Source organism: Desulfosarcina variabilis str. Montpellier, assembly GCF_048565275.1.
GTDB lineage: Bacteria > Desulfobacterota > Desulfobacteria > Desulfobacterales > Desulfosarcinaceae > Desulfosarcina > Desulfosarcina variabilis.
On sequence record NZ_CP159846.1, the window covers coordinates 5454112 to 5480602 of the forward strand.

21 protein-coding genes are annotated in these 26491 nt (G+C 51.3%); 15 read left to right on the forward strand and 6 right to left on the reverse strand.

All coding sequences use genetic code 11. The features are described 5' to 3' along the window. Nucleotides 1–19: 19 nt before the first annotated feature. Entirely contained in the window at nt 20–445 is a 426-nt protein-coding gene (locus tag Dvar_RS24630) for a Zn-ribbon domain-containing OB-fold protein (RefSeq protein ID WP_419655773.1), read from the reverse strand. Between the two features lie 513 nt (nt 446–958). Between Dvar_RS24630 and Dvar_RS24635 the strand changes: the two genes are divergently transcribed. The 13 genes from Dvar_RS24635 to Dvar_RS24695 all read left to right on the forward strand — a co-directional run bounded on the left by Dvar_RS24635 (nt 959) and on the right by Dvar_RS24695 (nt 12484). Beyond that, complete coding sequence (locus Dvar_RS24635; RefSeq protein WP_419655774.1) at nt 959–1189, forward strand: hypothetical protein; 231 nt, start codon at nt 959–961, stop codon at nt 1187–1189. Nucleotides 1190–1200: 11 nt separating this feature from the next. Continuing rightward, nucleotides 1201–1377, forward strand: a complete 177-nt coding sequence (locus Dvar_RS24640) for a benzylsuccinate synthase gamma subunit family protein (protein WP_419655775.1) — start codon at nt 1201–1203, stop codon at nt 1375–1377. A gap of 27 nt (nt 1378–1404) precedes the next feature. Beyond that, nucleotides 1405–3831 carry a glycyl radical protein gene (locus tag Dvar_RS24645; RefSeq protein WP_419655776.1) on the forward strand — a complete coding sequence of 809 codons (2427 nt, stop codon included), beginning with the start codon at nt 1405–1407 and terminating at the stop codon, nt 3829–3831. 154 nt (nt 3832–3985) lie between these two features. Beyond that, on the forward strand, nt 3986–4192 hold the full coding sequence (locus Dvar_RS24650; RefSeq protein WP_419655777.1) for a hydrogenase: 207 nt from the start codon (nt 3986–3988) through the stop codon (nt 4190–4192). Nucleotides 4193–4353: 161 nt separating this feature from the next. Next, complete coding sequence (locus tag Dvar_RS24655; RefSeq protein ID WP_419655778.1) at nt 4354–5514, forward strand: glycyl-radical enzyme activating protein; 1161 nt, start codon at nt 4354–4356, stop codon at nt 5512–5514. 61 nt (nt 5515–5575) lie between these two features. Further along, a complete protein-coding gene (locus Dvar_RS24660) occupies nt 5576–6448 on the forward strand; it encodes an AAA family ATPase (RefSeq protein ID WP_419655779.1) in 873 nt (290 codons plus the stop codon). Continuing rightward, entirely contained in the window at nt 6448–8154 is a 1707-nt protein-coding gene (locus tag Dvar_RS24665; RefSeq protein WP_419655780.1) for a vWA domain-containing protein, read from the forward strand. Before Dvar_RS24660 ends, Dvar_RS24665 begins: the two co-directional genes overlap by 1 nt. Before the next feature lie 2 nt (nt 8155–8156). Next, complete coding sequence (locus tag Dvar_RS24670) at nt 8157–8765, forward strand: DUF4125 family protein (protein WP_419655781.1); 609 nt, start codon at nt 8157–8159, stop codon at nt 8763–8765. Between the two features lie 39 nt (nt 8766–8804). Continuing rightward, nucleotides 8805–9734 carry a DUF4037 domain-containing protein gene (locus Dvar_RS24675; protein ID WP_419655782.1) on the forward strand — a complete coding sequence of 310 codons (930 nt, stop codon included), beginning with the start codon at nt 8805–8807 and terminating at the stop codon, nt 9732–9734. 6 nt (nt 9735–9740) lie between these two features. Further along, a complete protein-coding gene (locus Dvar_RS24680) occupies nt 9741–10703 on the forward strand; it encodes an NAD-dependent epimerase/dehydratase family protein (protein ID WP_419655783.1) in 963 nt (320 codons plus the stop codon). Between the two features lie 38 nt (nt 10704–10741). Then, nucleotides 10742–11038, forward strand: coding sequence for a MoaD/ThiS family protein (locus Dvar_RS24685; RefSeq protein WP_419655784.1), 297 nt, complete (start codon nt 10742–10744; stop codon nt 11036–11038). 69 nt (nt 11039–11107) lie between these two features. Then, the gene (locus Dvar_RS24690) at nt 11108–11632 is read left to right on the forward strand and encodes a hypothetical protein (protein WP_419655785.1); all 525 of its coding nucleotides are present in this window, start codon (nt 11108–11110) and stop codon (nt 11630–11632) included. 99 nt (nt 11633–11731) lie between these two features. Then, nucleotides 11732–12484, forward strand: coding sequence for a HesA/MoeB/ThiF family protein (locus Dvar_RS24695; RefSeq protein ID WP_419655786.1), 753 nt, complete (start codon nt 11732–11734; stop codon nt 12482–12484). Nucleotides 12485–12499: 15 nt separating this feature from the next. On the opposite strand, the gene Dvar_RS24700 is transcribed toward Dvar_RS24695, so the two are convergent. Further along, nucleotides 12500–12856, reverse strand: a complete 357-nt coding sequence (locus Dvar_RS24700) for a hypothetical protein (RefSeq protein ID WP_419655787.1) — start codon at nt 12854–12856, stop codon at nt 12500–12502. A 205-nt stretch (nt 12857–13061) separates the two neighbouring features. Here Dvar_RS24700 and Dvar_RS24705 point away from each other — a divergent pair, with 205 nt between their 5' ends. Together Dvar_RS24705 and Dvar_RS24710 are read left to right on the forward strand one after the other, a co-directional pair. Continuing rightward, the gene (locus Dvar_RS24705; RefSeq protein WP_419655788.1) at nt 13062–13511 is read left to right on the forward strand and encodes a Crp/Fnr family transcriptional regulator; all 450 of its coding nucleotides are present in this window, start codon (nt 13062–13064) and stop codon (nt 13509–13511) included. Nucleotides 13512–13530: 19 nt separating this feature from the next. Next, on the forward strand, nt 13531–15117 hold the full coding sequence (locus tag Dvar_RS24710; RefSeq protein ID WP_419655789.1) for a class I adenylate-forming enzyme family protein: 1587 nt from the start codon (nt 13531–13533) through the stop codon (nt 15115–15117). Here Dvar_RS24710 and Dvar_RS24715 read toward each other — a convergent pair. The 4 genes from Dvar_RS24715 to Dvar_RS24730 all read right to left on the reverse strand — a co-directional run bounded on the left by Dvar_RS24715 (nt 15037) and on the right by Dvar_RS24730 (nt 26487). Next, nucleotides 15037–16692 (reverse strand): efflux RND transporter permease subunit, encoded by a 1656-nt coding sequence (locus tag Dvar_RS24715; RefSeq protein ID WP_419664157.1) that lies wholly within the window; start codon nt 16690–16692, stop codon nt 15037–15039. The two genes, Dvar_RS24710 and Dvar_RS24715, sit on opposite strands and share 81 nt — an antisense overlap. A 150-nt stretch (nt 16693–16842) precedes the next feature. Continuing rightward, nucleotides 16843–17526 (reverse strand): efflux RND transporter periplasmic adaptor subunit, encoded by a 684-nt coding sequence (locus Dvar_RS24720; protein ID WP_419655790.1) that lies wholly within the window; start codon nt 17524–17526, stop codon nt 16843–16845. Between the two features lie 263 nt (nt 17527–17789). Next, nucleotides 17790–18353 (reverse strand): TetR/AcrR family transcriptional regulator, encoded by a 564-nt coding sequence (locus Dvar_RS24725; protein ID WP_419655791.1) that lies wholly within the window; start codon nt 18351–18353, stop codon nt 17790–17792. A 238-nt stretch (nt 18354–18591) separates the two neighbouring features. Beyond that, nucleotides 18592–26487, reverse strand: a complete 7896-nt coding sequence (locus Dvar_RS24730; RefSeq protein WP_419655792.1) for a hypothetical protein — start codon at nt 26485–26487, stop codon at nt 18592–18594. Nucleotides 26488–26491 lie beyond the last annotated feature (4 nt).

Below are 26491 nucleotides of genomic sequence, written 5' to 3' on the forward strand. Positions count from 1 at the left end.
CCTCTTTGACCGCTTTTGATTAAACGGCTGCTTTCTTGAATTTATAACTGGTGATGGGCTTGCCATCCTGATTCATTCGAAGCTCTCCGACGGTAAGTTCAACCGTTTCGCCACACGTAAACGTTTCCACCTCTCCTTCCAGCGTTGCAAATATTCTTAAGTCTTCAGGAAGGTCGACGTACCCGACGATATAGGGGGCCTTCATGCCTGCCTGAGGCGTATAAACATCCGCATAGCTGTAAAGTGTGCCCTTCCTGGAGAGGGGCACCATCTCGAATTCTTCACCCCAGCAGTTGGGGCACGGGGACATTTTTGGAAAATCAAGCTGCCCGCATTTCTTGCATCGATAGCCCTTTAAAAAGGGTGGAGATCCATCCTCTGGCACTTCCAGCAGATCGGGATGAAAAAAAGTGATGTCCGGTTCCTTTTCTTTTGCCTTTGCCATTTAAACCCCCTTTTTAATTGAATGACAATCTCTATTACAAGTTCTTAGAAAATAAGTTATGTCAGTTTTTTTACTATTATATCAATAATTTTAATATTTCTGCGATTTTTTAGAGAACATTTAATAATGATTATTATTTTATTTTTTTCCCTCTTGAGGCTTATTCAAGCATAGTCATCAAAACGTTGTCAATACTTATTTTTTGAACAAAAATCATACAAATCCGCTTATAAAATTGTTTTTATTATATATTTTAATTTTTTGGGTCGGATATTTTTTTATATGCATGAACACATATTAGATAAAAGGGTTTTATATGTTCTTTCATTTATGATTATTTTTCAGAATATACCTCAATAATATTGATGTCGAACTTTAATCAACTTTAATTTTTTGCTAATATTTTTCTTTACCACCATATTTCTTTATTTTATCAATTATTTTAAAGTTTTTGATTAATTTTATATAATAAGCTAAAAAAACCTCTTGACATCATGGGACTATTCATATTGAATGTGGCTCAATTACGGTGAACAAAATTCATTGTTTGACATTTTTTCAAAATCTATTGGGGTAAATGATTCAAAAAAAGCCCTTCCAATCATTTCCCCATCGAATCATGATCTTTTCCAACCTTTGGCCAATACGGCCAATCAGCTAATGGCAGCGCCGGATTCGGATTTGTCTGTTTCCAATCAAGGGACATCGGGTCCGGGTGATATTGTTCAACAAAGTCAAGCATAGGAGGAACGCAAATGGCTATCTGTGGAGAATGCGCACATTTTTTCAAAATTCCGGAAACGGACTTGGATTATGAAGAAGGCAAGGGGGATTGTGTCTGTGAAAGGCAGGATCAGAAAGGCCGTTTTTGGCTGTCCAAGCCTGTATTTGAGAAAGATGCCGGGTGTGACGAGATGAAGCCAAAGCATTGATGTAATCTAAAAGGGGAGGAACCAATAATGCCTACAACGGAAAGAACGAAGAGATTAAAGGAAAGATGCCGCTTCAAACACGTTGCCGGTGGAGAGTACGTCGATCCGGCGGTCAGAGCAGGTGTGGAAAGGGCCCGCTACGTTACGGAAGCCCACAAAGCAACCATCGGGAAACCCGTTTGCATCCAGCGCGCTCGCGGGCTCGAAAATATCCTCAAAAAAATGACGGTTCATATTCAGGATGATGAACTGATCGTAGGCGCCAACACCGAACATCCGGATTACTTTCCATTGTATCCAGAGCTTTCCTATTTCGCCACCATCGATATGGTGGAGAGCCCCTACTGCAAAAATCAGGAGGAAATGCGTGAAATCGCCGAATACTGGCGCCCTTTTACCATTCAGCGAAAAGGCGAATTCTATTTTACCCAGGAGGAACTGGACGTCATGTATTCCGCCACGACGGTCCAGCCGCCCATGTTCGTCACCGCATTCTCCAGTATTATGCCGAACTATGAGTCGGTATTGGAAGACGGGCTGCAAAAACGTCTCGACATGGTCGATACGAAAATCGCCGAAGCCCAGGCCCAAATGCGCCAATCCCCTTGGATCGCCAAAGATAAGCTGCCTTATCTTGAAAAAATTGACCAGTGGACGGCCATGTCCATTGCGCTCAAGGCGGTAATGGCCTGGATTCAGCGCTATGCAAGACTGGCCAAAAACATGGCCGAAAACTTCGAAAACGATGACCGGCGCAAGGAAGAACTGCTCGAGATCGCCGACATCTGCCGGCACATCTCCATTCATCCGCCGCGGGGGTTGCGCGATGCCATGCAGCTCAAATGGTTTACCTATCTTCTCTGCCATTCCATTGAGCGTTACAGCAGTGGCTACGGTCAGAAAGAAGATAAAATTCTCTGGCCCTTTTATAAGGCCAGCGTGATCGATAAGACCGCTCAGCCCATGACCCGTGAGGATGCCGTGGAGCTGTTTGAATGTGAACGGTTAAAAGTATCCGAACATGGCAGCACCAAGGGGCGTCAGTTACGGGAATTTTTCGCCGGGGCCAACGATCTTTTCATCCTGACATTGGGAGGAACCAACGCCGATGGCAGTGACGGCTGCAATGACTGTACGGACGCCATTTTAGATGCCACGGAAAGCATTGTGACCACCGAACCGTCTATCGCCTTCCGCTGGAACAAAAACGGCCGTGTCGAAACCAAGCGTAAGGTATTCAACTGCATTAAAAAGGGATTCGGCTTCCCGTCCATCAAAAACGACGAAAAAAATACCGAGCAGCTGATCAAATACTTCAATGTTCCCGAAGAACAGGCCCGCGAATGGGCGTTGGTGCTTTGCATGTCGCCGGGTGTTACCGGCCGCCGGGGCACGCAGAAGACGAGAAGTGAGGGCGGCTCCGACCTGTATCCCGCCAAGCTGCTCGAAATTGCACTCAACAACGGTTTCGACAGCTTTTTCACCGATATGCAACTGGGCCCCAACACCGGGGATGCCCAAAAATTCCAGAACATCGAAGATGTCTGGGAAGCGCTGAAGGCTCAAACCCGTTATGCCATCGACCTGACGATCCGCTCCAAGGACGTCGGCCGGGTGCTGGAAGCCAAGTACCTGTGCTGCCCGTTCATCTCCAGTATCGACGACGGCTGTGTGGAAAAAGGCATGGACGCCAATGAACTGGCAGAGATCCCCAACCCGTGGCACAACCTCATCGGCGGCAATATCGTCGTCGTCGACTCCCTGGCGGCGATTCAGAAGCTGGTATTCGAAGAAAAGAAATACACCATGGAAGAGCTCTTGACCGCTCTGAAAAACAACTGGGAAGGTCACGAGGAGATGCGTCTGGATTTCTGGAACGCGCCGAAGTTCGGTAACGACGACCCCTATGTCGACAGCATCGCCCAGCGGTACTACGACATGATGGCCGACGAATTCAAGCGGGTTCGCACTTACTCGGGGACCTATCCCCTGCCCTTGGGCCAGTCTGTTGCCGGCTATATCGTTAACGGGCCGAAAACCGGTGCCACACCCAACGGACGCCACGGTGGAGAAGCCTTGGACGATGGCGGTATCTCTCCCTACATGGGATGCGACACCAAAGGCCCCACGGCCGTTCTCAAGTCGGTCGCCAAGGTGGACACCACCAAATACAAGGGCATGCTGCTCAATCAGCGCATGTCGCCTGAGATGATGTCCAGCGACGCAGGCTTCGACCTCTGGCTGTCCTACATGGACACCTGGCATTCAATGAACATCGACCACGTTCAATTCAATGTCATCTCCTCGGACGACATGCGTGAAGCCCAGAAAGAACCGGAAAAGTACCCCAACACCATTGTCCGTGTGGCCGGGTATAGCGCTAAATTCATTGATCTGGCTCGCTATTCTCAGGATACGATCATCGCTCGTACAGAACAGGATTTAAGGAATTGATCTGCTTCGGTGTTTCGTTGTAATAAAACCATCCGACGCATAAAGCAGCGATCAATATGGATGTCGCCTTAGATGAGAAGGCGGCATCCATGACCCCAAAGCGTGTCTGGCCATAACCGATTAACTCGACCCAAAAAAATGGAGACATACCGCCATGGCAACCTGCAAAGACTGTAAATACATCACCCCTTCTCCCACCGGCGATCCAAGCAAAGGTGTATGCATTCAGGCAAGGTCAGAACTGCCGAAAACCCAAAAAACAAGCACAGCCATCAAAGGCAAAATGGTAAAGAAATCAGACGAGGCCTGCGACAAATTCGAAGGCGGTGAATCCTGGAAAAACATCAAGGATCTTTTGTAAACCAATTTGGTTTGTCAATGGTCCCCATCTTCCATTCTGGCGATGCCATCGCACCGGTAGCGACAATCACCACCATTTGACATGCATTGCCCGAAAAGGTTGTGTTGGAGCGCGTTTTATCCCCCGGCTGCATATAGCCGGGGTCAAGGAGGAGCATTCCAATGAAAACCGAATCCCATATCGACGGTGAACAGTTTCTCATCACCAATATTCAACGTTTTTCAGTAAACGATGGCCCGGGTATCCGGACCACGGTCTTTTTAAAAGGATGCCCGCTGCGTTGTGCGTGGTGTCATAATCCTGAATCCATCAGTCCCCTCGAAGAATTCTTTTTCGATGAAGAAAAATGTGTCCGCTGTGGAAGCTGCGTGGACGCATGTCCACAAGGGGCGATCAAGCCCCCGGTAAAACGACGATTCGTTAAAGAGATCGAAGTCAAACCGATCATTTCCTCATCCGGCTCGATTCTCGACAAAATCAAAGACGGCACATTCGGATCTGAAGAGATCGAACGCTCGAGCCAAACCCTCGCCGAAGGTGAGGAAATGGCCGCCGAGATCTCTCCCCCAACCTTTGACCGCGATACATGCGTGCATTGCATGAGTTGCGTCGATGCTTGCCGGTATGGTGCCCTTACCCGCGCGGGACGCAAGACAACGATCACAGAAGTCTATGAGGAAGTTCTGCAAGATAGGAAGTTCTATGACCGATCCGGCGGCGGCATGACCATCTCCGGCGGCGAACCACTGATGCAACCGGATGTAACCCGCGAACTGTTTAAACGCGCCCGCCAGGATAACATTCACACTGCCCTGGATACGACCGGGCTGGCCAAATGGGAAACCATCGAGAGCATTTTACCGTTTGTCAATCTGGTGTTGTTCGATATCAAAACCCTGGATGATGTCAAACACCGTAAATGGACGGGTGTATCCAACCGTTTGATCCTGGAGAATGTCAAAAAAATCGCAGCGTTCGGCACAAAAATCAGACTGCGCTGCGTGATCGTCCACGATGTAAACTACTGGGACCTGGATCATGCACGACGTGTCGTCGCCTTTGCCAATACAATCGGCGATGCCGTGGCGGGCATCGACATCATGCCCTACCACAATTTCGCGGATAAAAAGTACGAAAAGCTCGACCGAAAGCATTTTTTCAAGGGTTTCCCCAATATTTTCAGAGAAGATGTAGAGGACTATCGCCGGTTGATCGAAGAAAACGGCCGCTGGAAACCAACCATCGGCGGCTTGCTGGGAGGCGAACAAGAAAGTGGTCTTGATGCGCCACCCACAGACACGCCCGCAGCGTCCTCGGCCTAAACACCGATTGGCAGAGATAAAATAAATGCAACATTCGGTTTACGGACTAAGAGGTATCCCATTGAACTCGTACGAAAAGAAAAACAGCCTGGAAATTCCGCTCCCGGACCCCTTTTATTACACGGATAGTGAAACCCTCAAAATTCTTAAAATCATACATAATATTTCCCGCAAGCACCCGGTCAACGTACTGGTTTCAGGCAAACAGGGGTGCGGCAAATCGTCTATCGTCAGACAATACGCCGCCTTCTATCAGAAACCGCTGGCCACCTTTCAGGTGGGGATTCTGTCCGAACCCGGCCAGCTTTTTGGTGAATATACCCTTGAAAACGGAGAAACCCGATACAAGCAGTTCCTTTTTCCAGAGGCGATTCAAACGCCAAATTGTGTCATTCATCTCGAAGAGATCAACCGTCCTGAACATCCCAAGGCGCTCAATATGCTCTTTTCGCTCCTCTCCGATGACAGAGAAGTTTGGATGGACGAGCTGGGCACGCTGAAAGTCGCCGATGGCGTGACTTTTTTCGCCACCTTGAATGAGGGTGACGAATATATCGGTACCGAACTGCTCGATCCGGCGCTGCGCGACCGGTTTTATATTCTTCTCATGGACTATTTACCCCGTGAGGTGGAAAAGGAGGTCCTGACCCAGAAAACCGGTGTGGATCAGAACCAGGCCGAAGCGATCATGGAAGCCATCTGCGCCCTTCGCGGTAACGCCGACCTGGCCATCGAGATCTCCACCCGCACGACACTGATGATCGGAGAGATGGTTGCTGCGGGAGGCAGCCTCAGGGACGGAATTGTCACCAGCCTCCAGACCGATAAAGAGGCGCTCGAATCGATCCTTTTGTCCCTTCAGGTTGAAAAAGGCGTCGTCGAAAAAAGGGAGCTGGACTATATCCGGTTTGCGCCCGAAGCGCTTGAGAACTGATGGACATCACCAGACTAAACGGCAAGACGGTGATCGACCGGTTTCACCTCAGCGGTGAAAAAGGATACTCCGAATTCTGGCGGCGGAACAAATCTCCTATTGAGACCTATGAGATGGCCAGACTGCTTGGCGGCCTGCGTAAAGTGGCCTCTTATGTGGGCCGCAACAGCGGAACCATTATCTGGTCCGGGATGGATGCCGAAGGCGCCATCGCCATTGATCCAGCCCCGTTGATGGGACAGTATCCCGTACCGGCGGCCAAGGTGGACCGGGTTATCGGCCAGACCATCAGGAAAGCCTACCGCAAAACGGAATGGTCCGACCGGTTTTTAAATCTGGCGCAAACCAAGGCCAAGCTGCCCGTCCGATATGCGTATAAATTTCAGCTATTTTTCAATATGTGCGAGAACGTTTATCTGGACTGTCTGTCCAACCGGACGGCGCTTGGCTTTTACACCGAAGTGGACCGCAGGCACACCATCAATGCGGCCTTCGATGTGGCCTCGCACCCGCCCACCATTTCTGAACTGTTGCATATCTGGTGGGACATCGCCACCGATAGAAACGGTCAACGCTACAAACAGCCTTATGTGGACACCTCATCGCGGGGAATATCTCAACGCACCAGCCTTGAAAAATTTTACAAAAAGCCCATCGAGTTATTGAACACGCTCGTTGAACCCCTGGTCGACGCATGTCCCCGCATTCAAGGCGTAACCGAAAGGGGTAATTTTCGAATCGATCTTTATCAGATGATCTGGCCGACCCTTTTTGATATCATCAAATTCTGGCCCACCGATTCCAAGGATCCCTTCCTGCTGCTCAGAAAAGTCGGCAAGAATGTCCTGGGTCCGCCAGGCCATGAGGATCGGCCGCCCCCGCCGGTGTATTTTTCCAAAGAGATTCAAAAGATCATGCCCAAGCGCACGATCGAGTTTACCGAGCGTGTGAAAGAGGTGATCATTGACAAGGAAGACGCCGTGGCCCGCGTTGCCAGCAACGACATCGTCATGCCGGCACGCAACAGGCTCAATAAGAAACTGCTGCATCAGCTCAAACTGGTGATAAAAACAGCGGCCCAGAAAAAAACGCTGTTTAACAGAGGGTTGAAAACCGGAAAAATCGATCGCCGCCGACTTTACCGGGCACCGACCACGGGAACGATTTTCCAGACCGGAAAGGATGAATTCGAGCTGGTCAACGATATCATTCTGCTTATCGATGCCACTGGATCCATGGCCTCCCAGGACAAATGGGAGGTCGCCGAGGAGATCTATCAAACCCTTTTCTCGGCGATCAAATCGTATAACAAAAATGCGCGTCTTTTTGCCTATAATGAGTTGAAAGACGTCTGCCAGCTCACCGAGCTGCACCGGCGTGACAAGTTTTACAGCATTTTCCCCCATGGCAAAACCGCATCGGGAGAGGCGCTGATCGCCACGGCCCTGCGTTTTAAAGACACGCATAAACGGCCGTTTATTATCCATATGACCGATGGCGCCTCCAATTGGGGCTGCGGTGTCGAAAACGCGATTCATACCTGTCGGCGCAACCGGATCAATCTTCTCACCTTAGGCATGTGGTGCAGCAAAAGCAGCAAAAAGCAACTGGTCGCTGAATATGGCAAGCTGGTTCAATTTGTCGATCATCTTGATTCACTACCCCGCCTTTTCAGAACCCTTTTGAACCGGAGCAAGTGGAGTTGACAATGGAAAAAAAATCGATCGAAATCGCCAACGGCGAACGTGAGCGTTTCATACAGGAAATTCTCGATTTGGAATGGGACATGTTCCGGTCGGTCAACAGTGCCGCCCCGGCATCCTGCCAGGAAAACCCGGAAACGTTTCGAAAGGTTCGCAGCAGTATCTTTCAGCTGTGGCCACGCAAGCTGCTGGCCGCCTATCTGATCGAGCTGACAACGGCCAAGCGTCGCGGACGCAACCTGTTCACCGAAAAATACGCGCGCATGGACAATCTGATCCCGCCCATCAACACCAATCCGGCAATTGATAAAATCGTCGCCATCGAGGCCCAATGGCAGCAGGAAATAAGTGATTTGTATCCGGCCCTTTACGCCCGTTCCTGCCGGCAAACCGGCCAAGCCGACGGCGGGATGGATTTTTCGGTGTATCTTCGATCTGAACTTGAAACCTATGGCGACACGGCGCTGGAGATATATTACGAATGGGTCGAGCTGGCCAGACGCGCAGGGATGAATTACTCTCTGACCATGCTGAACAATCTCGTTATGAATAGTGGTTTCGACAGCCTTGACGAAGCGGAATCCTACTGGAGTGAAAAGATTGGAATCACATGATGGCGGCCTCACCCCTGCCTATGGCCTGGATCAAGGAAAATGAAAGGGCTAATTTTATCAGAGGAATTCTACCGCTGTGTGGGCAAAAAGATGATCGACGGCAAGTTTGCCGCCGATCAAGATCGGATTGCCGTGGGACTGGTGGGACTCGGTTCGGAATGCTTTGGCTTTGATGATACCCTGTCACAAGATCATGACTGGGGCCCCGGGTTCTGCTTATGGCTGGAGAAAAACGATTTCAACCGCATCGGCGGCGCCCTTCAGGAGGCCTACCGGTCGCTTCCGGCCACCTTCATGGGATTTCGTCGCTCAACCAGCGCATGGGGCGCCGGACGCGTCGGCGTGAGGGAAATTGGAGATTTTTACGCCTCGTTTACCGGGTTGGCAGTCGCCCCCACACGCGTCGACAACTGGCTGACTATTCCCGAGGCCAATCTGGCAGCCTGTACCAACGGCAAGGTATTTCATGATCCCTTACGATCCTTTACAGCCATCCGCAAGCAAATCCAGGCCCACTACCCGGAAGACGTGCGCCTGAAAAAGATTGCCGCCAGGTGCATGACGGCCGCCCAATCCGGCCAGTACAACTATAACCGATGCATCAAACGCAACAATGCCTACGCGGCCCGGCAGGCCCTGCTCACATTTTGCGAAGCCGCCCTAAACCTGGTGTTCCTGCTCCACCGCCGCTACATGCCGTTTTACAAATGGGCCTTGGCAGCGGCCAGACAATTGCCGGCGCCCGGGCCTGAGATTGCCGCCGCCGTGGATCAATTAAACAGACAAGACCGGCAACCGGCCTGTCAGGACGCCATCGACAACATTTGTGCCATCCTGATCAACGCCATTCAAGCGCAAGGGCTGAGCGATGCCAACAGTACATTCCTGCTGGATCACGGGCCTTGCGTCCATGCCGGAATTCGGAACCATACCCTAAGACAACTGGATATATGGTGGGGAGGAAATTGACGTCCAATGAAAAATCTACTCGTTATCGGAGGAAGTTATTTTGCAGGGAGAGTCTTTGTCGAGCTGATGGCCCAATCGGATCGTTATCGCATCCACGTGTTCAACCGGGGACATCTTCGCATGGGTATCCCCGGTGTCGTGCAATTAACCGGGGATCGTGAGATTGCCGATCAAATTTCCGACAGCATCCCGGATCATCACTGGGATGCGGTGGTTGATTTCTGTGCCTATACACCCGGTGCCATCGATACCCTGCTTGACAACCTGCCCGGCACCGTCGGCCACTACATTTTTATCAGCACGACCTCAGTCTATGCGCCCACCCAAAACGTTCCAGTTACGGAAAGCGCCGCCAAGGTGGATGGGCCGCAACCGGAATTGGGAGAATTTGCCGAGTATGGCTATCAAAAATGGCTGGCTGAGTGCGCCGCTCAAAAAAAGTGCCAATCCAAAAATATTGCCTACACGATTCTGCGGCCGTCCATTATCTACGGCCGTTATAATTATGCGCCCCGTGAATCTTTTTTCTTCGATCATATGATTGCCAACAAACCGCTGGTCGTGCCTGAAGATCCCAATATCTTTTACAGTTTCGTTTGGGTCGACGATATGGCGGAAATGGTCGCGGCTTGCCTGGAAAACGAAGCGGTGCAGGGGCAGGCCTTCAATATCGCCGGAGAAGAGATGATCTCTTACATCCGCATGGCCGATACCATCGAAGAGGTGTGTGGTCGCAAAATCGAGCGGCGTCCGTTGAGTATCGAACAGATCATTCACCAACGGGCGCCCATGCCCTTTCCGCCCGACGCGCATCTGCTTTATGACGGCCGGGCACTGAATCAGACAATCGGTTATGAACACACCCCGTTCATCCTCGGTATGGCCAAAACATGGAAGGACTACCAACGGGTGGTGCAACGTAGAATCGCGTCCCAACAAGGGCGGATGAAAGCACGCTCTATCGCTTGATCGTTTAACCTACCAATACAAGCATGGGATTTGAATAGATGACTGAAAAAACCGACCTGACGGTGAAACTGGCCACGGCCCTTGCCCGACATACCGAGAACCAGAAGGTAATCCGCTGCCGGTTAACGGAAAACGAAGACCTTAACGCCCTGTTGAACCGTCTTGACGGTCAATTTGCAGGACTGCGAGCCGTAATCTGCAATGACGGCGCCGATATAGTCGACAGCATCAATGTGTATGTCAATGGCGATAATGTTCGCTATTTGCAAGGATTGAGAACACCGCTTAAACATGGCGACGTGATCAATATTATTCCTGCAGCAGCAGCGGGTTAAGGCGGCAACCACAGACTTCTCAAACAGGCGCTTAGATCCGATTGAGCAGATCCTTAAAAAGGAGAAAACATGATCGTCGACAGACCCGGGTCCCATTTTATTTTCATTGTTTCTCGTGATCATGTGTACAATGATTACAACTATATCCGATATGAAGGCAAACCGCTCACAAACAAAGAGTATTTGCAATATTGGGGCAAGTGGGTGTTCTTCGGTGGGAGGGACACATTAAGGCAGTTTGCAGAAAAGCTGGATCCCTTGGTTGAAGAAAAGACCATTCCAGCGGCCAAATATGATCGGGAAGTGATCGATGCATTTGAACTGGGCGAATGCGTCATGTGCATTTACTGCGATTTCCGGCAGCGGGACGATGTATGGCAGGCGTTGGAATCCATCGGTGTCACGGACAAAATGTGGGTATTCGAAAAGGAGACCATGGAACGGTGGCTACCGGGTGGCCATCTTCTTGAAAAATGGATCCAAGGCAGAGATCTGACATCCGAACAAGCCGATGCGGTTCGTGCTGATGCGAAGCGAACCTTTGAACAGATGTTTGCCGATGAAAATGCTGAGTTTAAGGGTGTGATGCAGTAAACAGCCGGGTCACATTTTCGTTTTCGTAATCGTTGTCGTTGTCGTCATATCCGATTACGATTACGACAACCGCTTCGCTGACAACGATTGAAAGGTGCCATGCCCCATTGTTTTACAAATGATAACAGCCGGTTTTCCAGGCAAATCCGCTTGCCCGAAGTGGGGCCGACCGGTCAAAAAAAACTTCACCGGGCAAGTGTACTATTGGTCGGTTGCGGGGCCTTGGCCTCCTCGGCAGCCTATTATCTGGCTGCCGCCGGAATCGGCAGAATCGGTATCGCGGACCATGACCGTGTTGAAATAAGCAACCTCAACCGGCAGATATTGCACGATACGCCCCGGATTGGGATGCGCAAGGTGGACTCGGCTTACCAGACACTCAAGGCGCTGCATCCCTCGCTAAAGCTGCAGACCATTGCGCGCAAACTGACAACTATCGAGGCGTTGAGCCGGATACTGGCCGGCTATGATATGCTCATTGATTGCACGGATAATTTCCCGACGCGTTATCTGATCAATGATGCCTGCCTGCAACTGAGCAAACCATGGGTATATGCCTCGGTTTCCGGCTTTGAAGGCCAGGCCATGACCATCATCCCCGGCAGGGGGCCTTGTTATCGATGCCTGTATCCGTCGGTGCCGGTCCATACCAACCAAGCAGAATCGGTGATGGGTGTTTCTCCCGGTATCATGGGCATCATCCAGGCCGCCGAAGCCATTAAATATTTTCTCGGTATCGGGAGCCTGCTGGTGGGACGCATGCTGTTTGTGGATTTGCTGGAAATGAATGTCTCACCGTTCAACGTTTCCAGAAATAAGGATTGTCCGGCGTGTGCACGCCATTTCGCATGAAAGGCACAACAGGGCTCATTTTATGACCCTTAGATTGGCCCGTATTTTCAGGGATTCCTTTTTTTGCCGTCTTTGCAGAACCGCTCTCAAGGCCGCTTTGCAAATGACCTCGGGCCGGTCTTCGGTTTGCCAATAGGCGGCATCGTCATGGTAGGCCAGATTGATCATTTTGGCAACGACCATTCGAGCGGATTGGATATTGTTTGAATAACCGCGCAAAGGATAATAGACATTGATGCCACCTTTGTTGGTGTGCATTTCCATCGGACCGAAAATTTCGTCGTCAACGACCTTGTTGCCCATAATTTCTGTGGCCACCAATCGGTCCAGGCTTGGCCCAACAATAGATTCATCTAACTGATATTTATCCATAATATATATCTCCGGAGCTTATTTTCCATGTACCACGGATTGATGACAAATACAATGTCGGGAAAAGTCCTTAAGAAAACCGCCTTTTTGGGATCTATCGTATTATGGCGGACCCATCATAACCCATTTTCAATGGCAACAGTCGCCATGTCTATGAAGTATTACTTCGATTGAAAATATCAAACAGGGCGACAGGAGATTTACTATGGTTTCCCCTCAAATGTTGACAGACCTATCCTTTTTTGAAGAATTATCCGAGTCGATGATCAAGCGACTGGCCTGCCTGGCAGAAATAAAAACGTATCCGGAAGGAGAATTTCTGAACAAAAAAAGAAAAGAAGCCAATTTCTTTTACATCCTTTTAGAAGGAGAAATCAGCCTTGAGGTGGAAAGCCTGACCGGAAAAACAGTTCGCCTGGAAACCATTGCGCCTGGCGCTGCCATGGGATTCTCATCGCTGATCGACATGGCGCCCAAACGCTATCTCAGTGATGCCAGAGCACTGACACCGGTAAAAATATTACGCTTTCCTTCCCATGAGATGAGCCTTCTTTTTTACCAGGATTTTGAACTTGGATACCTGATCATGAAAAAAATCGCTTGGGTAGCCAAGCAACGTTTGATAAACCGCACATACCCTGTTGAAAAACCCTAATCGTGGAGTGTGTTAAATCATGCAATGGAGTGTGGGCAAGATACTCAGCAAAAGAGCCGTACTGACTCCCGAACGGATAGCCATCCGTTTCGAGGGTCAGCCGATTACCTACCAGGCGTTGAACGCAGAGACCAACCGCCTGGCCCATTTGTTCCAGGACAAGGGATTAAAAAAAGGCGATCGCATCGCTGTTGATCTGCTAAATTGTCCCGAAATGGTCGCCTGCTACATGGCTGCAGCCAAATTGGGCCTGATTTTCGTACCGCTTAATTTCCGCATGGTTAGTCGCGAACTGGAGTATCAATTGAATCAGTGCCAATGCCGGTTGCTGATTTTTCATGATACGTTTAAGGACCGGATCGAGCCTATCCGCCACGCTGTTGCGGTGGAAGAAGACAAATTCATCTGTTTGTCAACGGATGCAAAAAATGCCCCGATCCACCCGGACTGGACCATGGACTACCATCAGGCGCTCTCAAACATGGCATCGACCGAGCCTGAAATCGATCGCCCCATTGATCTTGACGACCCGCTGATCATTCTCTACACCTCGGGTGTTACCGGGGCCCCCAAGGGCGCTGTGATCACCCATGGCCAGACCTATTTTAAGTGCTTCCAAAATATCAACTACACGGACATGCGTCAGGACGACATCTTTCAGAGCCAGGCGCCACTATGTCACTCCGCCGGTCTGTGCGCGGTGACCACGCCCGCCCTGTGCCGCGGCGCCACCTTGCTGATGCGCCATCATTTCGATGCGGCCACCTTTGCCAAAGATATCGAAAAATATCGGGCCACCCTCGTATTCGGCTTGACGACGATGTTCCGTTTCATTCTTGAGACCGGCCTTTTGGATTCGCTCGATTTTAGCAGTGTGAGGATGTTTTTCGGCGGTGGAGAGAGAACCTCACAGGATTTTTTGGACACATTGGCTGAAAAAGGAATCCATTTACTGGTCGGTTTCGGTCAGACGGAAAATTCGGCCATGGTGCTCATGCCGGAGTGGGCCGCGGACAGTAAACCCGGCGCCATGGGCCTGCCCAATTTCTTCACCGAGCTGTGGGTTGAAAATCCCGAGGGTGAGCGCCTGCCTGTGGGCGAGATCGGTGAAATCGTCGCCATCGGACCCAATGTGATGAAAGAATACTGGCATATGCCGGAGGAAACGTCTCAGGCCATTGTCAATGGCGTGCTGCATACCGGTGATCTGGGCTATCTGGATGAGGACGGATTTGTGTATCTGGTGGACCGGGCCAAGGATATGTACCGCAGCGGTGCGGAAAATGTCTACCCCGCCGAGGTGGAGGCGGTATTGGCCGATCATCCCAAAATCGAACTGGTGGCTATCATCGGGATTCCCGACCATAAATGGGGTGAGACAGGCAAGGCCTATATCCAATGCAAAACAGGTGAGGACATCACGCTGGCCGAGGTGCATGAATTTCTTGCCGGCAAAGTGGCCAAATATAAATTCCCCACCTGCATCGAAACCATTGACGCGATGCCGAAGACAGTGTGGGGCAAGCTAAAAAAAGCCGAACTCAAAAAAATGCATATGCAACGTCTTGACCCGACCTATACCAGTGGATTGAAAAGAGAAAATTAGTACCTGAATCATGACAAAAATGTCCATGCTCAGGCCGGCGACATAAAGGGCCCCCATCACGCCGATAAGGGCAAGCGGCATTGTTATCAGAATCAGCACGGGTTGCCTGAAGGATTCCAAAATGGCCGCCAGACACAGCGCCACCAGAACGATGGCAACAATCGCGGCTTCGACCAGGCCTTCCTGGGCTTCGGCCATCGTCTCGGTATAGCCGGTAAAACGATAGTCGTACCCTGGCGGAAAGGCACCTGCATCCTGGATGGCAGCGGATATTTTGCTGACGGCCGTACCCAGCGGCAGGTGTTTTTCAAGATTGGCCATGAGTTTTGAGACGCGCTGTTTGTCCTTGCGGGTGATTTGGGACGGCGTACGGGTTTCAGCCACCGAAGATATCGTTTCCAGGAGCACGGGCTTGCCGGGATCGCCCGGAAATTGGAAACGTGATACCTGCACCTTGCCTTCCTGCTTTTCCATCAGTACGACGATGTCATAGTTGCGTGCATTTTGCTTGAAGGTGCCGGCGGTAAGCCCTTCGATGTTTCCTCGAAGGGCCATCCCCAGGGTCGTTGTAAAAATGCCCCTGTCGGACAGCACCGGCCGGATGGGCCGAATGCAAAGTTCGGGCTTGCCGGCGCGAACCGTGGTGTCGATGTCTTTGAGCCCGAAAATGGCGTTGGACAGATGCTGTGTATTCAGGGCCAGCCGGTCCAGGGTGGCCAGAGACGGGCCGGCGATCTCCATCTCAACGGGAACCTCCATCCCGCCACCGACGGTTGCCGGTTTGCTGACCGTGACGATGGCTTCCGGATAATTTTTCAGTCGTGCCCGGATCCTGGCGATGAGTTGATCGACCGGTACGTCGCGCTCATCGCGGTCGGGAAACTTCAGCAGCAGTTGGGCCAGATAGACGCCTTCGGACGACTGACCGATGATGCCCTCGACGTTGCCCACCGTCACCAACTGATGCTGGATTCCCGGAAGATCGGCCAGGCGACGGTCCACTGCCTGAACGCGCCGCCAGGTTTCGTCAAGGGCGTAGCGGGTCGGGTATTCAAGCTTGACGATCACCTCGCCGCGGTCAATGCCCTGGAACAGGTCAAAACCGATCTCAGGTACCAGACGCAGGGTGTATATCAGCATACCAACGACCACGAGAACAACCAGCAACGCCGCGACACGGTATCGTTCGATGAACGCCAGCATTTGCCGGTACCGTTCCACCACGGTGCTAAAACGCCGGTTCCAGCCCGACTCCAGGCGCGCCAGAAGGGTCCGGCGGTTTGGGTCGCGGGGACGAAGGAGAAGCGAACAGAGCATGGGCGTCAGGGTAAAGGAGATGAACAACGACACGAGGGTTACGATCACCATGGTCAAGGCCAGTGGTTTGATGAACATGCCCACGGTCCCGCCCATGATGGCCAGGGGGAACAGCACTACCGTATTGGTCGTCGCACTGGCCAGAACTGCGATAAACGTCTCCTTGGCACCCAGCGCCGCCGCTTCCTTGGGGGGTGTTGCGTCGTCCAGGCGTTTGACGATACCCTCGAGCACGACAATGGAGTTGGCGACCAGGATAGGTCGTTACAATGGTAATAAAAGGCGCGTCCATCTTGGGCATGAATTCCAAGCCCATTTTGCGGGATGCATTCAGGCCCAGCAACACCAGGCCGATGATCAGGCAACTCATCGCTACAGGACGTTTAATGGAAAGATTGGATAGAAACATTACTCCACGTCCGCTTTGACTTCAACAACGGCCATTTTGTCATTCAGCCGTTCCTGCCCCATGCAAACAATCGGCATGTCCGGGGCCAGGCCGTCCCTCAGAACCTGTACCCAGCCGTCGGATTCCAGTCCGGTCTCAACGGCCAGCATCTGCGCCCTGGCGTCTTTTACCGTAAAAACAACCCGTTCCCGCCCTCGCCAAAGGACAGATACACTAGGGATGCCCAGTCCGGTTCGTTTTTGCAGAACCACGGCAACGTTGGCGCGCAGGCCCGGAACGACACCGTGTGGCGGCGCTTTCAGCAAAGCCTTGATCTCGAATGTGCGCAATGTGGGATGGACGGTGGGGCTTTTTGTGGTAACGGTCAGCGCGCCGATATCGATGCCGCCGGATTCAACCCGCAGGATAGTCTGTCCTTCCACCACATGCGCGTAGTAGGCTTCCGGCAGGTAAGCGGAAATTTCAAGAATGGCGGGATCAACAATTCGAAGAACGGCCGTGCCCTTCTTCTCGGCAACTTCGCCAGGCTCCATCAGGCGTTGGCAGACGTTTCCGGTGATGGGGGAGGCAACCCGGGCATCAGCCAGGTCCTTCCGGGCAATGGCCAGGTTGCTCCTGGCTTGTGCTTCCCGGGCCTGGGCCAGCACCAATTCGGCATTGGCCTTCTTAAGGGCGGCACGCACCTGTTTGAGTTGCGATGCCTGGGCTTCCAGACCGCTCTTGGTGCCGACGTTGTGCTGGTTATAGAGAAGGTCGTAACGATTGAATCGGCTGTCTCAAGAATCGATACGCGGGGACCGACAGCGCTATGGCGACAAGACCAACGATGATCAAAATCTTTGTTGATCTTTGCATATGCGTCTCCTTTTGGGGATATGTCTGTCACTGCGCAACAGCGTCATCGCCGTAGACCGAAAAACACGGCAGGAGAGAAACGTGAACGATCTCAACGGGTAGAATGGGCATCCGCTTCATCAACAAGGCGGATGAGTTCGTCGATAAATGCCTTGCGTTGCTGGCGCGTATACGTCGCCGTGCCCAGCAATTCGGACAAGAGCAATCCCTTCAGGGCACAAACGGCGATTCTTGCGAAAGCTGGGGATATTCCGGCGGCTTCTGCGTCTCTGATGATCGATTCATGATACTGTCTGGCCGCTTCGAGCAGTCTGGGATCATGAGACCCAGCAGCCAACAGTGCAGCCGCAATGGGCTTTACCTTTTTTTGCCATAAGGCTTCCATTGAGTGGATATGCGCTTTGAGCGTTCGGGCAGGACTTCTGTCCAGCTTGGCCAATTGCAATTTTCGGGCGCTGGTCAATGTCTCCTCGAGCCGTGATACCATCCCTTGAAGCAAGGCTTCCTTGGTTTGAAAATGATAGAGCAATCCGCCTTTGCTTACTTTGGCCCTTGCACTGACCGCATCGAGTGTCAGATGGGCGGCACCTTTTTCGCGGACAAGATCGGCAGCGGCATCCAGTATGGCATCTCGGCGGTTCCTTTGGGGACTCACGATCGTCTCCTTTCAAACCATACGGCAGTGAACGCGGGTACGCATCCACATTTCTTTAACAAGTATATACCGTCCAGACGGTATATATAAAGATTTTTTTACCCTGCCTTGGGTTTTGATAGCGTGGACACACACGATATTTTAAATTAAAAAATTTTGTAGCCTGAAAAATAGCCCAATTTTAAGTTGCAACAGATCTTTGTCTTTGTCGGCGCTTGGCCTTCGACCTAATACCCTATCAAGGCCACCATATCCCCATGTCCTTGATGCTTTGAATTGTTTGTTGAACAGCTTTTTGGCCGCCTAATATCTGAATAATGGGAGATAGCGTTCGAATGACCTTAAGCAGATCACTGCGATGATAGTTGGAATAGTGGGAAAGAATTTTGCGCCAGAGTGGATAAAGCGCTGTCTTCGGGAGTTTCATCATACAAGGCACCAAGTCGCTCAGAACATCAATCTGACAAGAAATGTTCTGGATCGAACTTAAAGCATTCCACGTTTCAGATATTAATGACCCGGGTATGTAGTGCGTTAAGATTTTTAGCGCTTCTGCGCGATGCGATTCATTTTTGATATTGCGTGCGACTTTCATCGCCTGTGGTAACAGGTCCTCAGGAAGTATTGGTCCCAGGCGCCTGAGCTGCTCTACATGATCCATTTCACATTCGATATTGCGCACAGCCGCCAGTTTGGCGGCCAATGCGGCATGTGTGATCGCTGGTGTCGACTCGCTTATTTTCTCTGTTTGCGCGCATTCTTTCTCCATGGTCAAAATTTCGGCCAACAATCCGGCCAACTCATCATGCGACGGTATTTTTAACCGCCGCGGTGCAAGCTTTTCCAATGCATTGGACCGCAAAAAGTCATCTTTGATGTTTTGTACGGCTATCCATGCTTCATCGATCAAAGAATCATGAAGAAGTGGTTCTATCTCCATGAATGTTTCCGCTCTGTAAAGCTCAAATTCAATGCAGCGAGCAGCGTCCAATGCCTCGGTCATCACCGCTTGCCTTTTTTTCGGCCTGACTCGCTTGGCCAGTTCACTCAGCGCCCGGACGCGATAATAATTATCAGAGATACTGCGCGCCGCAGATAACACCTCAGGTAGCAAGGCATCGGGCAGTGTCATCGGAAGATAGCCCATCAGCTCACAGCGATAGACTTCATTTTTGAAACTGTGCAAACAAACGATTGCTTCTGATAACAACGGCCCGGTCAAGTAGGGTGCCATCACACTGAAAGCATCAAAGCGAAAAAATTCGTTCTTGATGCTGGCGGCGACGGACAGCGATTCGGCAAGTAACGCTTCGGACAGGTAGCATGCGATCGCGTTCAATAGCTCGTTTCGGTGAGCCACGCTTTTTTCTATCAGCGATATCGCTTCTGTGAACAAAGATTCAGGCAGGTAAGACGCCCATTTACATAGCACATTGACACGTAAATATTCGCTGCTGATCGTGCGTACAATCGATAACGCTTTATGCAGCAGATGTTTGGGCAAATAAGCGGCCAGTCCGCTCAGCGCATTGGCGCGGTCGGACTCGTGACTGATGGTTACCATCTTGTCCAGGGCTTCAAGCAATAATGGCTCAGGTAAAAGTGGCGCCAGCTCACACAGGACCTTGGCCTGATATGTGTCGTTGCTAACGTTGAATCCTGCCTCCAAGGCCTCGGCGAGCACCAAATCTGGTGGCATCGGCATGAGCAATGCCATCTCGCGCAACGCTTCAGCACGATCGAACCTGCTGCCCAGCACCTTTGCGGTGGATATGGCCTCGTCCAGCATTGTCTGCTGTTCTGGCACGGGTAGCCGTGTGGATAGCTCACCAAGCAAAACCGCTGCCAGAAAGCTGTCTGCTATGGCGCGGACGGAAACCAGCCCTTCCGGCACAAGCACCTCGGGCAGATGTAAGATGAGTTCACTCAACACCTGTGCTCGAATAAATTCTTCATCTATTGTGTCGGTAATGAGCAGTGCTTCGGCCAATCGTGCTGCAGGCAGGTTTGGTATTAGCCGCATCAGCACGGCGGCACGGTAGTTTTGCTCTCGGATATCTTTTACGGCGGCAAGGGCCCTGGTGGATGCATCCGTCAGTAACGAATCCGACAGATTCGGTATGAGATCACACAGTATTTCAGCATAAAATGAAGATTTTCTCAGATTTCCGAGGGCGGTCAAGGATTTGCTCAGCAAAAAATCCGGAAGGTACGGCAAAAGGGCCCGAAGGGCTTCACAACGGTAGGATGCATATTGAAAAGAGTCAACAACGCACAGGGCTTCGGGCATTACTGACTCGGGGAGATACATTGCTAAGATACGTATTCCTCTAAGGCGATCGATTTCCTCCTTTAAGTTTCCCACAATAGCGATGGCGTCGATGAATAGCGGCTCGGGCAAGTGCGGCGCCAGTGTTCCCAGCACAACAACACGATATAATTCATTGCGTATTGTGCCAACCACTGTGAGCGCTTTTTTTAAGAGACGCTGCGATAAGAGGGGAGCTAACATGCCGAATGATTCGAAAAGTAATGGTTCGAGTTTTGTGTTGCATGCGGCATCCAAAGCCTCGGCCAATATGGATTGTTGTTGTGGTTCCGGTAGTCGTTGTGCCAATCGGGTTAGCGCTTTGGCGCGGTCAATCTCATTTTTAATCGTGCGAACGGCAGCCAGCGCTTTTTCGACTAATGGTTCAGGCATCAATGGTGCGAGTCTTTTCAGCAGCTCGACGCGTTCATGTGGATCTTCAATACAATTTGCCGCAGATAGCGCCTCGGCCAACTGAGATTCGGGCAGGTGATTTGCCATCGCACACAGAATCCTGGCACGATAATATTCATTTCCAAGTTTCCTTGTGAGATCTAATGCGCTTGGTAGAAGTGACGCGGGTAAAGAAGGAACCAGATCGCACAGCACCTCGGTGCTCGCGCGTTTTTCTATGGTTTTGCCGGCGACGGATAGCGCTTCAGCCATTACCCACTGCTGCTCCGACGCTGTCAGGTATGGCGCCAAGCCCTTGAGCGCCTCGACACAATCTGCCCCGCTGCCAACATTGCGGGCGAAGTACAGCGCGTCGTCCAACAGATATTCCGGCAGGTATGGTGCCATCCCGATCAAAGCCATGGTACGGTAATATTCATCTTTGATGCGCATTGCTGCAGGAAATACCTGGGCTAACAAATACGTCGGCAAGAACGGTGCCGCCGAACTCAACGCCTCAGCCAGGTCGGGCTCACGAGCGATGTCGATCAAGACGCTCAAGGCTTTTTTCAGCATGGGTTCAGGCAGGTGGGGTGCCAGCGTGCTCAGCGTCAAGACACTTTCAGATTTGTACGCAAAGGCTACAACCGCTTCCAGCACTTCTTCTAAAACGGATTCCCGGGATTCGGTCATGCGGGACGCAAGCTTTTGCAACACCTTGGCACCAATGCGGCGACTGGCAATGTTGCGCGCAGTCGCTATCGCCTCGATGAACACCTCCTGCTGCAGCTCGGGCAGGTCGCACGCCAGCTCGCTCAGGGCTTTCGCACGGTCCACCTTGCTAACGATACTGCGTGCGATGGCGAGCGCTTCGGTCAGAACCTCTTTGGTTTGATCCGACTCCGGCAAAAGCAGTGCGAGTTCGTGTAGCGCCCTGACGCGATCATATTCATCCCCAATGGCGAGCACATCCGCCAACGCATCGGCTAACAACGACGCCGGTAAAAGCGGTGCCAATTCGTTCAGCGCCTCTGCGCGATCGGCTTTGTTTCCGATGCTGAGTACGGTCAATAATGCCTCGGATATCACTTCTTGACGTGGTTCGTCTATTTGGTGAACACAATCCAGCAGACTACGTGATAGGGAATCCGCTAATTCGATGCCGCGCACGGTGGTCAGCGCCTCAATCAACACCGTTTGTCGCTGAGGCTCGGACAGGTAGCGCACCATTTCGCCTAACACTTGTGCTCTAAAAGGCTTGTCCTCAATATTGCGTACCGCAGCCAAGACTTCGGCTGACATTGATTCAGGCAGATGCGATATCAGCTCGATCAACACCTGAACCCTAGTGGGTTCATCTTCAATTTTCTGCGCCATGGCCAGCGCTTGGGATAATATTGACTCCGGAAGGAACTGTATAAGATCAATCAACGCCAGCGCACTCATTGTTTTATCTCCGGCGCTTTCCACATAGGCAAGGGCTTCAGCCCACATGGGTTCAGAAGGATTCTGGACCAGAAGCTGTTTTAAGACTCTGTAACGATCATAGCGGTCCTCCAGGCTCCAAATGGCGACGATCGCCTTTGCAAACAATGAAATCGGAAGAAAAGGTGTCAACTGAATCAAGGATCGTCGTCGATAGCGTTCATCTCCAATACTGCGAGCAAGGGATAGTGCTTCTTCCATCAGCGAGGCCGGCAGGCGTGGTGCCAGGTTTTTTATTAACTTATATCGCCTGTTCTCATCCTTGATGTTGCGCACAACGTCTAATGCCTCTGCCAGCATTGGATCGGGCAGTTGTAGACACAGATCATATAACACCTCGTCACGTTCGGACACACCTAAAAGGTCAAACGCGGCGTCCAATATCTCACGTAGCACGTCTTGCTGCTGCGAATCGGGCAGATACGAAACCAAGCGCTGAAGTTTTTCAATGCGGTAGAAGCCATTTTCACTTTCGCGCACTGCGTTTAATACTTCTCTTATTGCCACCGCCTGTATGGGCATAGAAAGGTGTGGAATCATTGCTTGAAGCGCATTCACACGGTGATGGTCGGATTCGATGTTGGTTACGGCGTCCAACGCTTTGGCTAACAGAGATGCAGGCAACTCTGGAACCAGCGTTTGAAGTGCAATAGCGCGTGAATAGCTATCTTTGATGCTGCTTGCGACTTCTAACGCTTCAGCCAACAGCGATGCGGGCAAATCTGGGACCAGTGATTTAAATGCATTATCGCGATCAAAGCTGTTCGCGATGTTGCTTGTGGCATGCAGCGCTTCGCGCAGCGCCTCCTTCTGTGTGAATGCGGGCAAATGTGGCGCCAGTGCTTTAAGTGCATAAGCGCGATAATACCCGTCTGCGATGTTGCTTACGACCTTCAATGCTTCAGCCAATAGCGCCTCAGATAGGCGCGGTGCCATCGCTTTAAGCAGGTAAACAAATGGATAATGCCTTATTTCGCATGCCATTTCCATCGCCTTGACAAACATCGATTCCGTCAAGTGTGGAGCAATGGCTTCAAGTGCATCACCGCGATCAGATCTGTTTGCGATGTTGGCTACGGCTTTGAATGCTTCAGCCAACAGTGGTTCAGATAGACGCGGTGCCAGCGCTCGAAGCAAGCTGACAAAATAATAATTCCCTGTGTTGCGCGAGATTTCCATCGTTTTAGCAAACAGCGACTCCGTTAAATATGGAGCTATTGCTTTAAGTGATCTATCGCGATAATTAACGTCTGCGATGTTGCTTGCGACTTCCAGCGCTTTAGTTAAAAGAGATTCGGGAAAATGGGGAACCAGTACTTCAAGCACATCAACACGATACTTTTCACTCGAAATATTGTTTACGCCATCCAAAGCCTTGGCTAACAGCGACTCACTCATGTAGGGTGCCAGTTTATAAAGCGCTATAGTGCGTTGATGGACCTCGTCGAATATACTTGCATCTTCCACTGATTTTTGCAGTGCCTTCCGCTGTAGATGAAGAAACTCTTTTTGCATCGGTTCGGGTAGCTTCGGCAAAATCACCCCGAGCAGTTCAAGATACTCAAACACACTATCACTATCGGAAGCGGTTGTTAGAAATCTGAGAATGGCCTTGCGCTGTTGAGGCTCGGGCAGCAGGGGAACCACACTTTCGATAAATTTAAGATGTTCATGTACCGTCCCGATGGCATCCATCGCTCTCAGCGCACCATCTATTGCGTTCTGCTGTTGGTCCCCGGAAAGCTTCGGTATTAATGTTTTAAATATTTCAAGACGCTCAGATGCATCCTTGATGATATGTGCATCGGTCAGTAATTCGCTAAAAAAATTTTGTTGCTGCTGTTCGGGTATATAAGGCTCCAGTTTTTGGAGTATTTCAAGCTGATCGATTGCATCCCCAAAATTGCGTTCTGTGGCCAGCACCTGGGTCAGTATCCCCTGGCGCTGACGCTCGGGCAGTTCAGGGAGCAGCTCCTGTAGCACTTTGAGTCGTTCATATTTATCCTCAATATTCTGTAAAGCGGCCAGTGTTTCGCCGATTACCATTTCATTATGTGGCTCGGGCAGGTGCAGTGCCAGCATGCGATAAACTTCAATACGAGCAGTCACATCCTCAATGTCACGCGCAATGTTCAGCGTTTCGCTTAACAGTTCCTCCGGCAAGCACCCGCTTAGTGTCTTCATCACCCTGGCACGCACAGGGTCGCTCTTGATGGTTTTTACCGCGGATAAAGCCCCGGCCAGCATTTGCTGTGACTGGGGCGCCTGCACTTGTTGTGCAAGCTCAATCAGTGTCTGGATACGCAGCTCTGTATCAGGTATTTTCACTGCATAGGCAAACGCTTGCGCAGGCGTCCACACTTGTGTTTCTATCAGCGTCATTAGAAGCTTAAGCGGAATATCGCCAGCAAGGCTGCTGACACTGGATCGGCAAAACGCGCTGCGAATTTCCACATCCAAATAAGGAGGGTTTTCTCTGGATTCGATCGCCAAGGCATCGGCGCGATCGGCGGCCCGCCAGACATGTATTGAATCATTAAGAAACCCGGCGTAGCTGCCTTTATCGATTTTATACCAGGCCTTGAGCCAGTTCTCGTTGACCAGGTGCTGCATTGCATCGATCCCGCAACCGGTACGTTCCAGGTGTGGGCGGTAATACTGGATGATGTAGGATGAAACGTCGGCCGGCTTCAACTCCCCTGCATTGATTGATGTTAAGGTTTTATTACCCCAATGGACAAAACACATTTCCTGATCTTGCGCTTGTTCTGCAAGCTGCAATCGGTTGTAAAAATAATCGGACAACCGTGGATGAGTAAAGGCATAGCCTTGGGAAAAGCCATCACCAATGACAAAACGATTCAGCGGACGCAATACATCCTCCAGCGTCCACATGTTTAGGTTGGCTTCAGGCGGTGCAAGCTGCGATAAGTCGTTCAGGAATAAAGGGCCCAGCGCACATGCGAAAATATTCAGAAGCGTTTGCACGGCAGGCTCGCGCAAAGGTGCCTGTTTACCCCATAAACGACGCTGGTCATCCCACCAGCGTGAAAAAAAACCATCAAGCCCCGGCTGGATATGGCATAGGTCCTCGGGTTGCAGGCTTACCGCGGCCTCCCCGCGCGTCCAGAGTTCCATTGTGTAGAGCCGGACCAACAGCGGATCGCCACCACTCAGGCGGTGCAGCTCACTAACGATATCAACACGCGCCCCCAGTCGATCGAGCGGGAATGCCATGCGCGTCAGGACATCGGCCACACCTGATGGTGTCAGCGGGTCCAAGGCCATCGCCTTTGCCCGCTCAGGCTGATCCCAGCCAAGGCGCCGGAGCCACGCAGACGAATCCGCGTCACCAGCAAGATATCGTGCGGATAAAACGATTCGTGTTGTCGGGGGCAATGAGAACGGAAACAGGTCAGGCCCAACCTCCCAGTCCGCTGCTTCATCGGTTCCGTCAAAGATTAAGATCAGACGTTGCCCACTGGGTAAAGGGAGGTTGAGATAGTTCGTCATCATCATCCGCCAGACTTCAACGGACGTGTCAGGCGATAACGATAAATCGTCACCATGAAGCGATGCCAACTGAGCCGTTATCGTAGGAAAGGCAACGCTTGCTAAATTGGTGCGGAAACGGATACTCACCGGAAAGAAGATGACGTGAACATTGGCGGTGGTGCTCAGCAACTGTTGACTCCAATGTGCCAACAGAGCGGATTTCCCCCGGCCGGCCGGTGCAGCGATTAACAGGCGAGCGGGCTGCTTCGGATCGTTGAACCAGGTATTTAAAAAGTCCAGATCAGTGTCGCGGCCACCAAAAGGAACGGGATGTCCGGATGATCCCAGATATTCCTCAAAAAAATTGCGAATGCGGCCGGCATAATCGATGGATAGGGCGGAGGCACTCTCAACGATGATATTGATGTCGCGGCCGGCGGCAACCTCGGTCATGGCA

Excerpts from the sequence above, each read along its gene's own strand:
- Dvar_RS24630 (WP_419655773.1), bottom strand. The coding sequence starts at position 445 with ATGGCAAAGGCAAAAGAAAAGGAACCGGACATCACTTTTTTTCATCCC.
- Dvar_RS24635 (WP_419655774.1), top strand. The coding sequence starts at position 959 with ATGTGGCTCAATTACGGTGAACAAAATTCATTGTTTGACATTTTTTCA.
- Dvar_RS24640 (WP_419655775.1), top strand. The coding sequence starts at position 1,201 with ATGGCTATCTGTGGAGAATGCGCACATTTTTTCAAAATTCCGGAAACG.
- Dvar_RS24645 (WP_419655776.1), top strand. The coding sequence starts at position 1,405 with ATGCCTACAACGGAAAGAACGAAGAGATTAAAGGAAAGATGCCGCTTC.
- Dvar_RS24650 (WP_419655777.1), top strand. The coding sequence starts at position 3,986 with ATGGCAACCTGCAAAGACTGTAAATACATCACCCCTTCTCCCACCGGC.
- Dvar_RS24655 (WP_419655778.1), top strand. The coding sequence starts at position 4,354 with ATGAAAACCGAATCCCATATCGACGGTGAACAGTTTCTCATCACCAAT.
- Dvar_RS24665 (WP_419655780.1), top strand. The coding sequence starts at position 6,448 with ATGGACATCACCAGACTAAACGGCAAGACGGTGATCGACCGGTTTCAC.
- Dvar_RS24670 (WP_419655781.1), top strand. The coding sequence starts at position 8,157 with ATGGAAAAAAAATCGATCGAAATCGCCAACGGCGAACGTGAGCGTTTC.
- Dvar_RS24675 (WP_419655782.1), top strand. The coding sequence starts at position 8,805 with ATGAAAGGGCTAATTTTATCAGAGGAATTCTACCGCTGTGTGGGCAAA.
- Dvar_RS24680 (WP_419655783.1), top strand. The coding sequence starts at position 9,741 with ATGAAAAATCTACTCGTTATCGGAGGAAGTTATTTTGCAGGGAGAGTC.
- Dvar_RS24685 (WP_419655784.1), top strand. The coding sequence starts at position 10,742 with ATGACTGAAAAAACCGACCTGACGGTGAAACTGGCCACGGCCCTTGCC.
- Dvar_RS24690 (WP_419655785.1), top strand. The coding sequence starts at position 11,108 with ATGATCGTCGACAGACCCGGGTCCCATTTTATTTTCATTGTTTCTCGT.
- Dvar_RS24695 (WP_419655786.1), top strand. The coding sequence starts at position 11,732 with ATGCCCCATTGTTTTACAAATGATAACAGCCGGTTTTCCAGGCAAATC.
- Dvar_RS24700 (WP_419655787.1), bottom strand. The coding sequence starts at position 12,856 with ATGGATAAATATCAGTTAGATGAATCTATTGTTGGGCCAAGCCTGGAC.
- Dvar_RS24705 (WP_419655788.1), top strand. The coding sequence starts at position 13,062 with ATGGTTTCCCCTCAAATGTTGACAGACCTATCCTTTTTTGAAGAATTA.
- Dvar_RS24710 (WP_419655789.1), top strand. The coding sequence starts at position 13,531 with ATGCAATGGAGTGTGGGCAAGATACTCAGCAAAAGAGCCGTACTGACT.
- Dvar_RS24730 (WP_419655792.1), bottom strand. The coding sequence starts at position 26,487 with ATGACCGAGGTTGCCGCCGGCCGCGACATCAATATCATCGTTGAGAGT.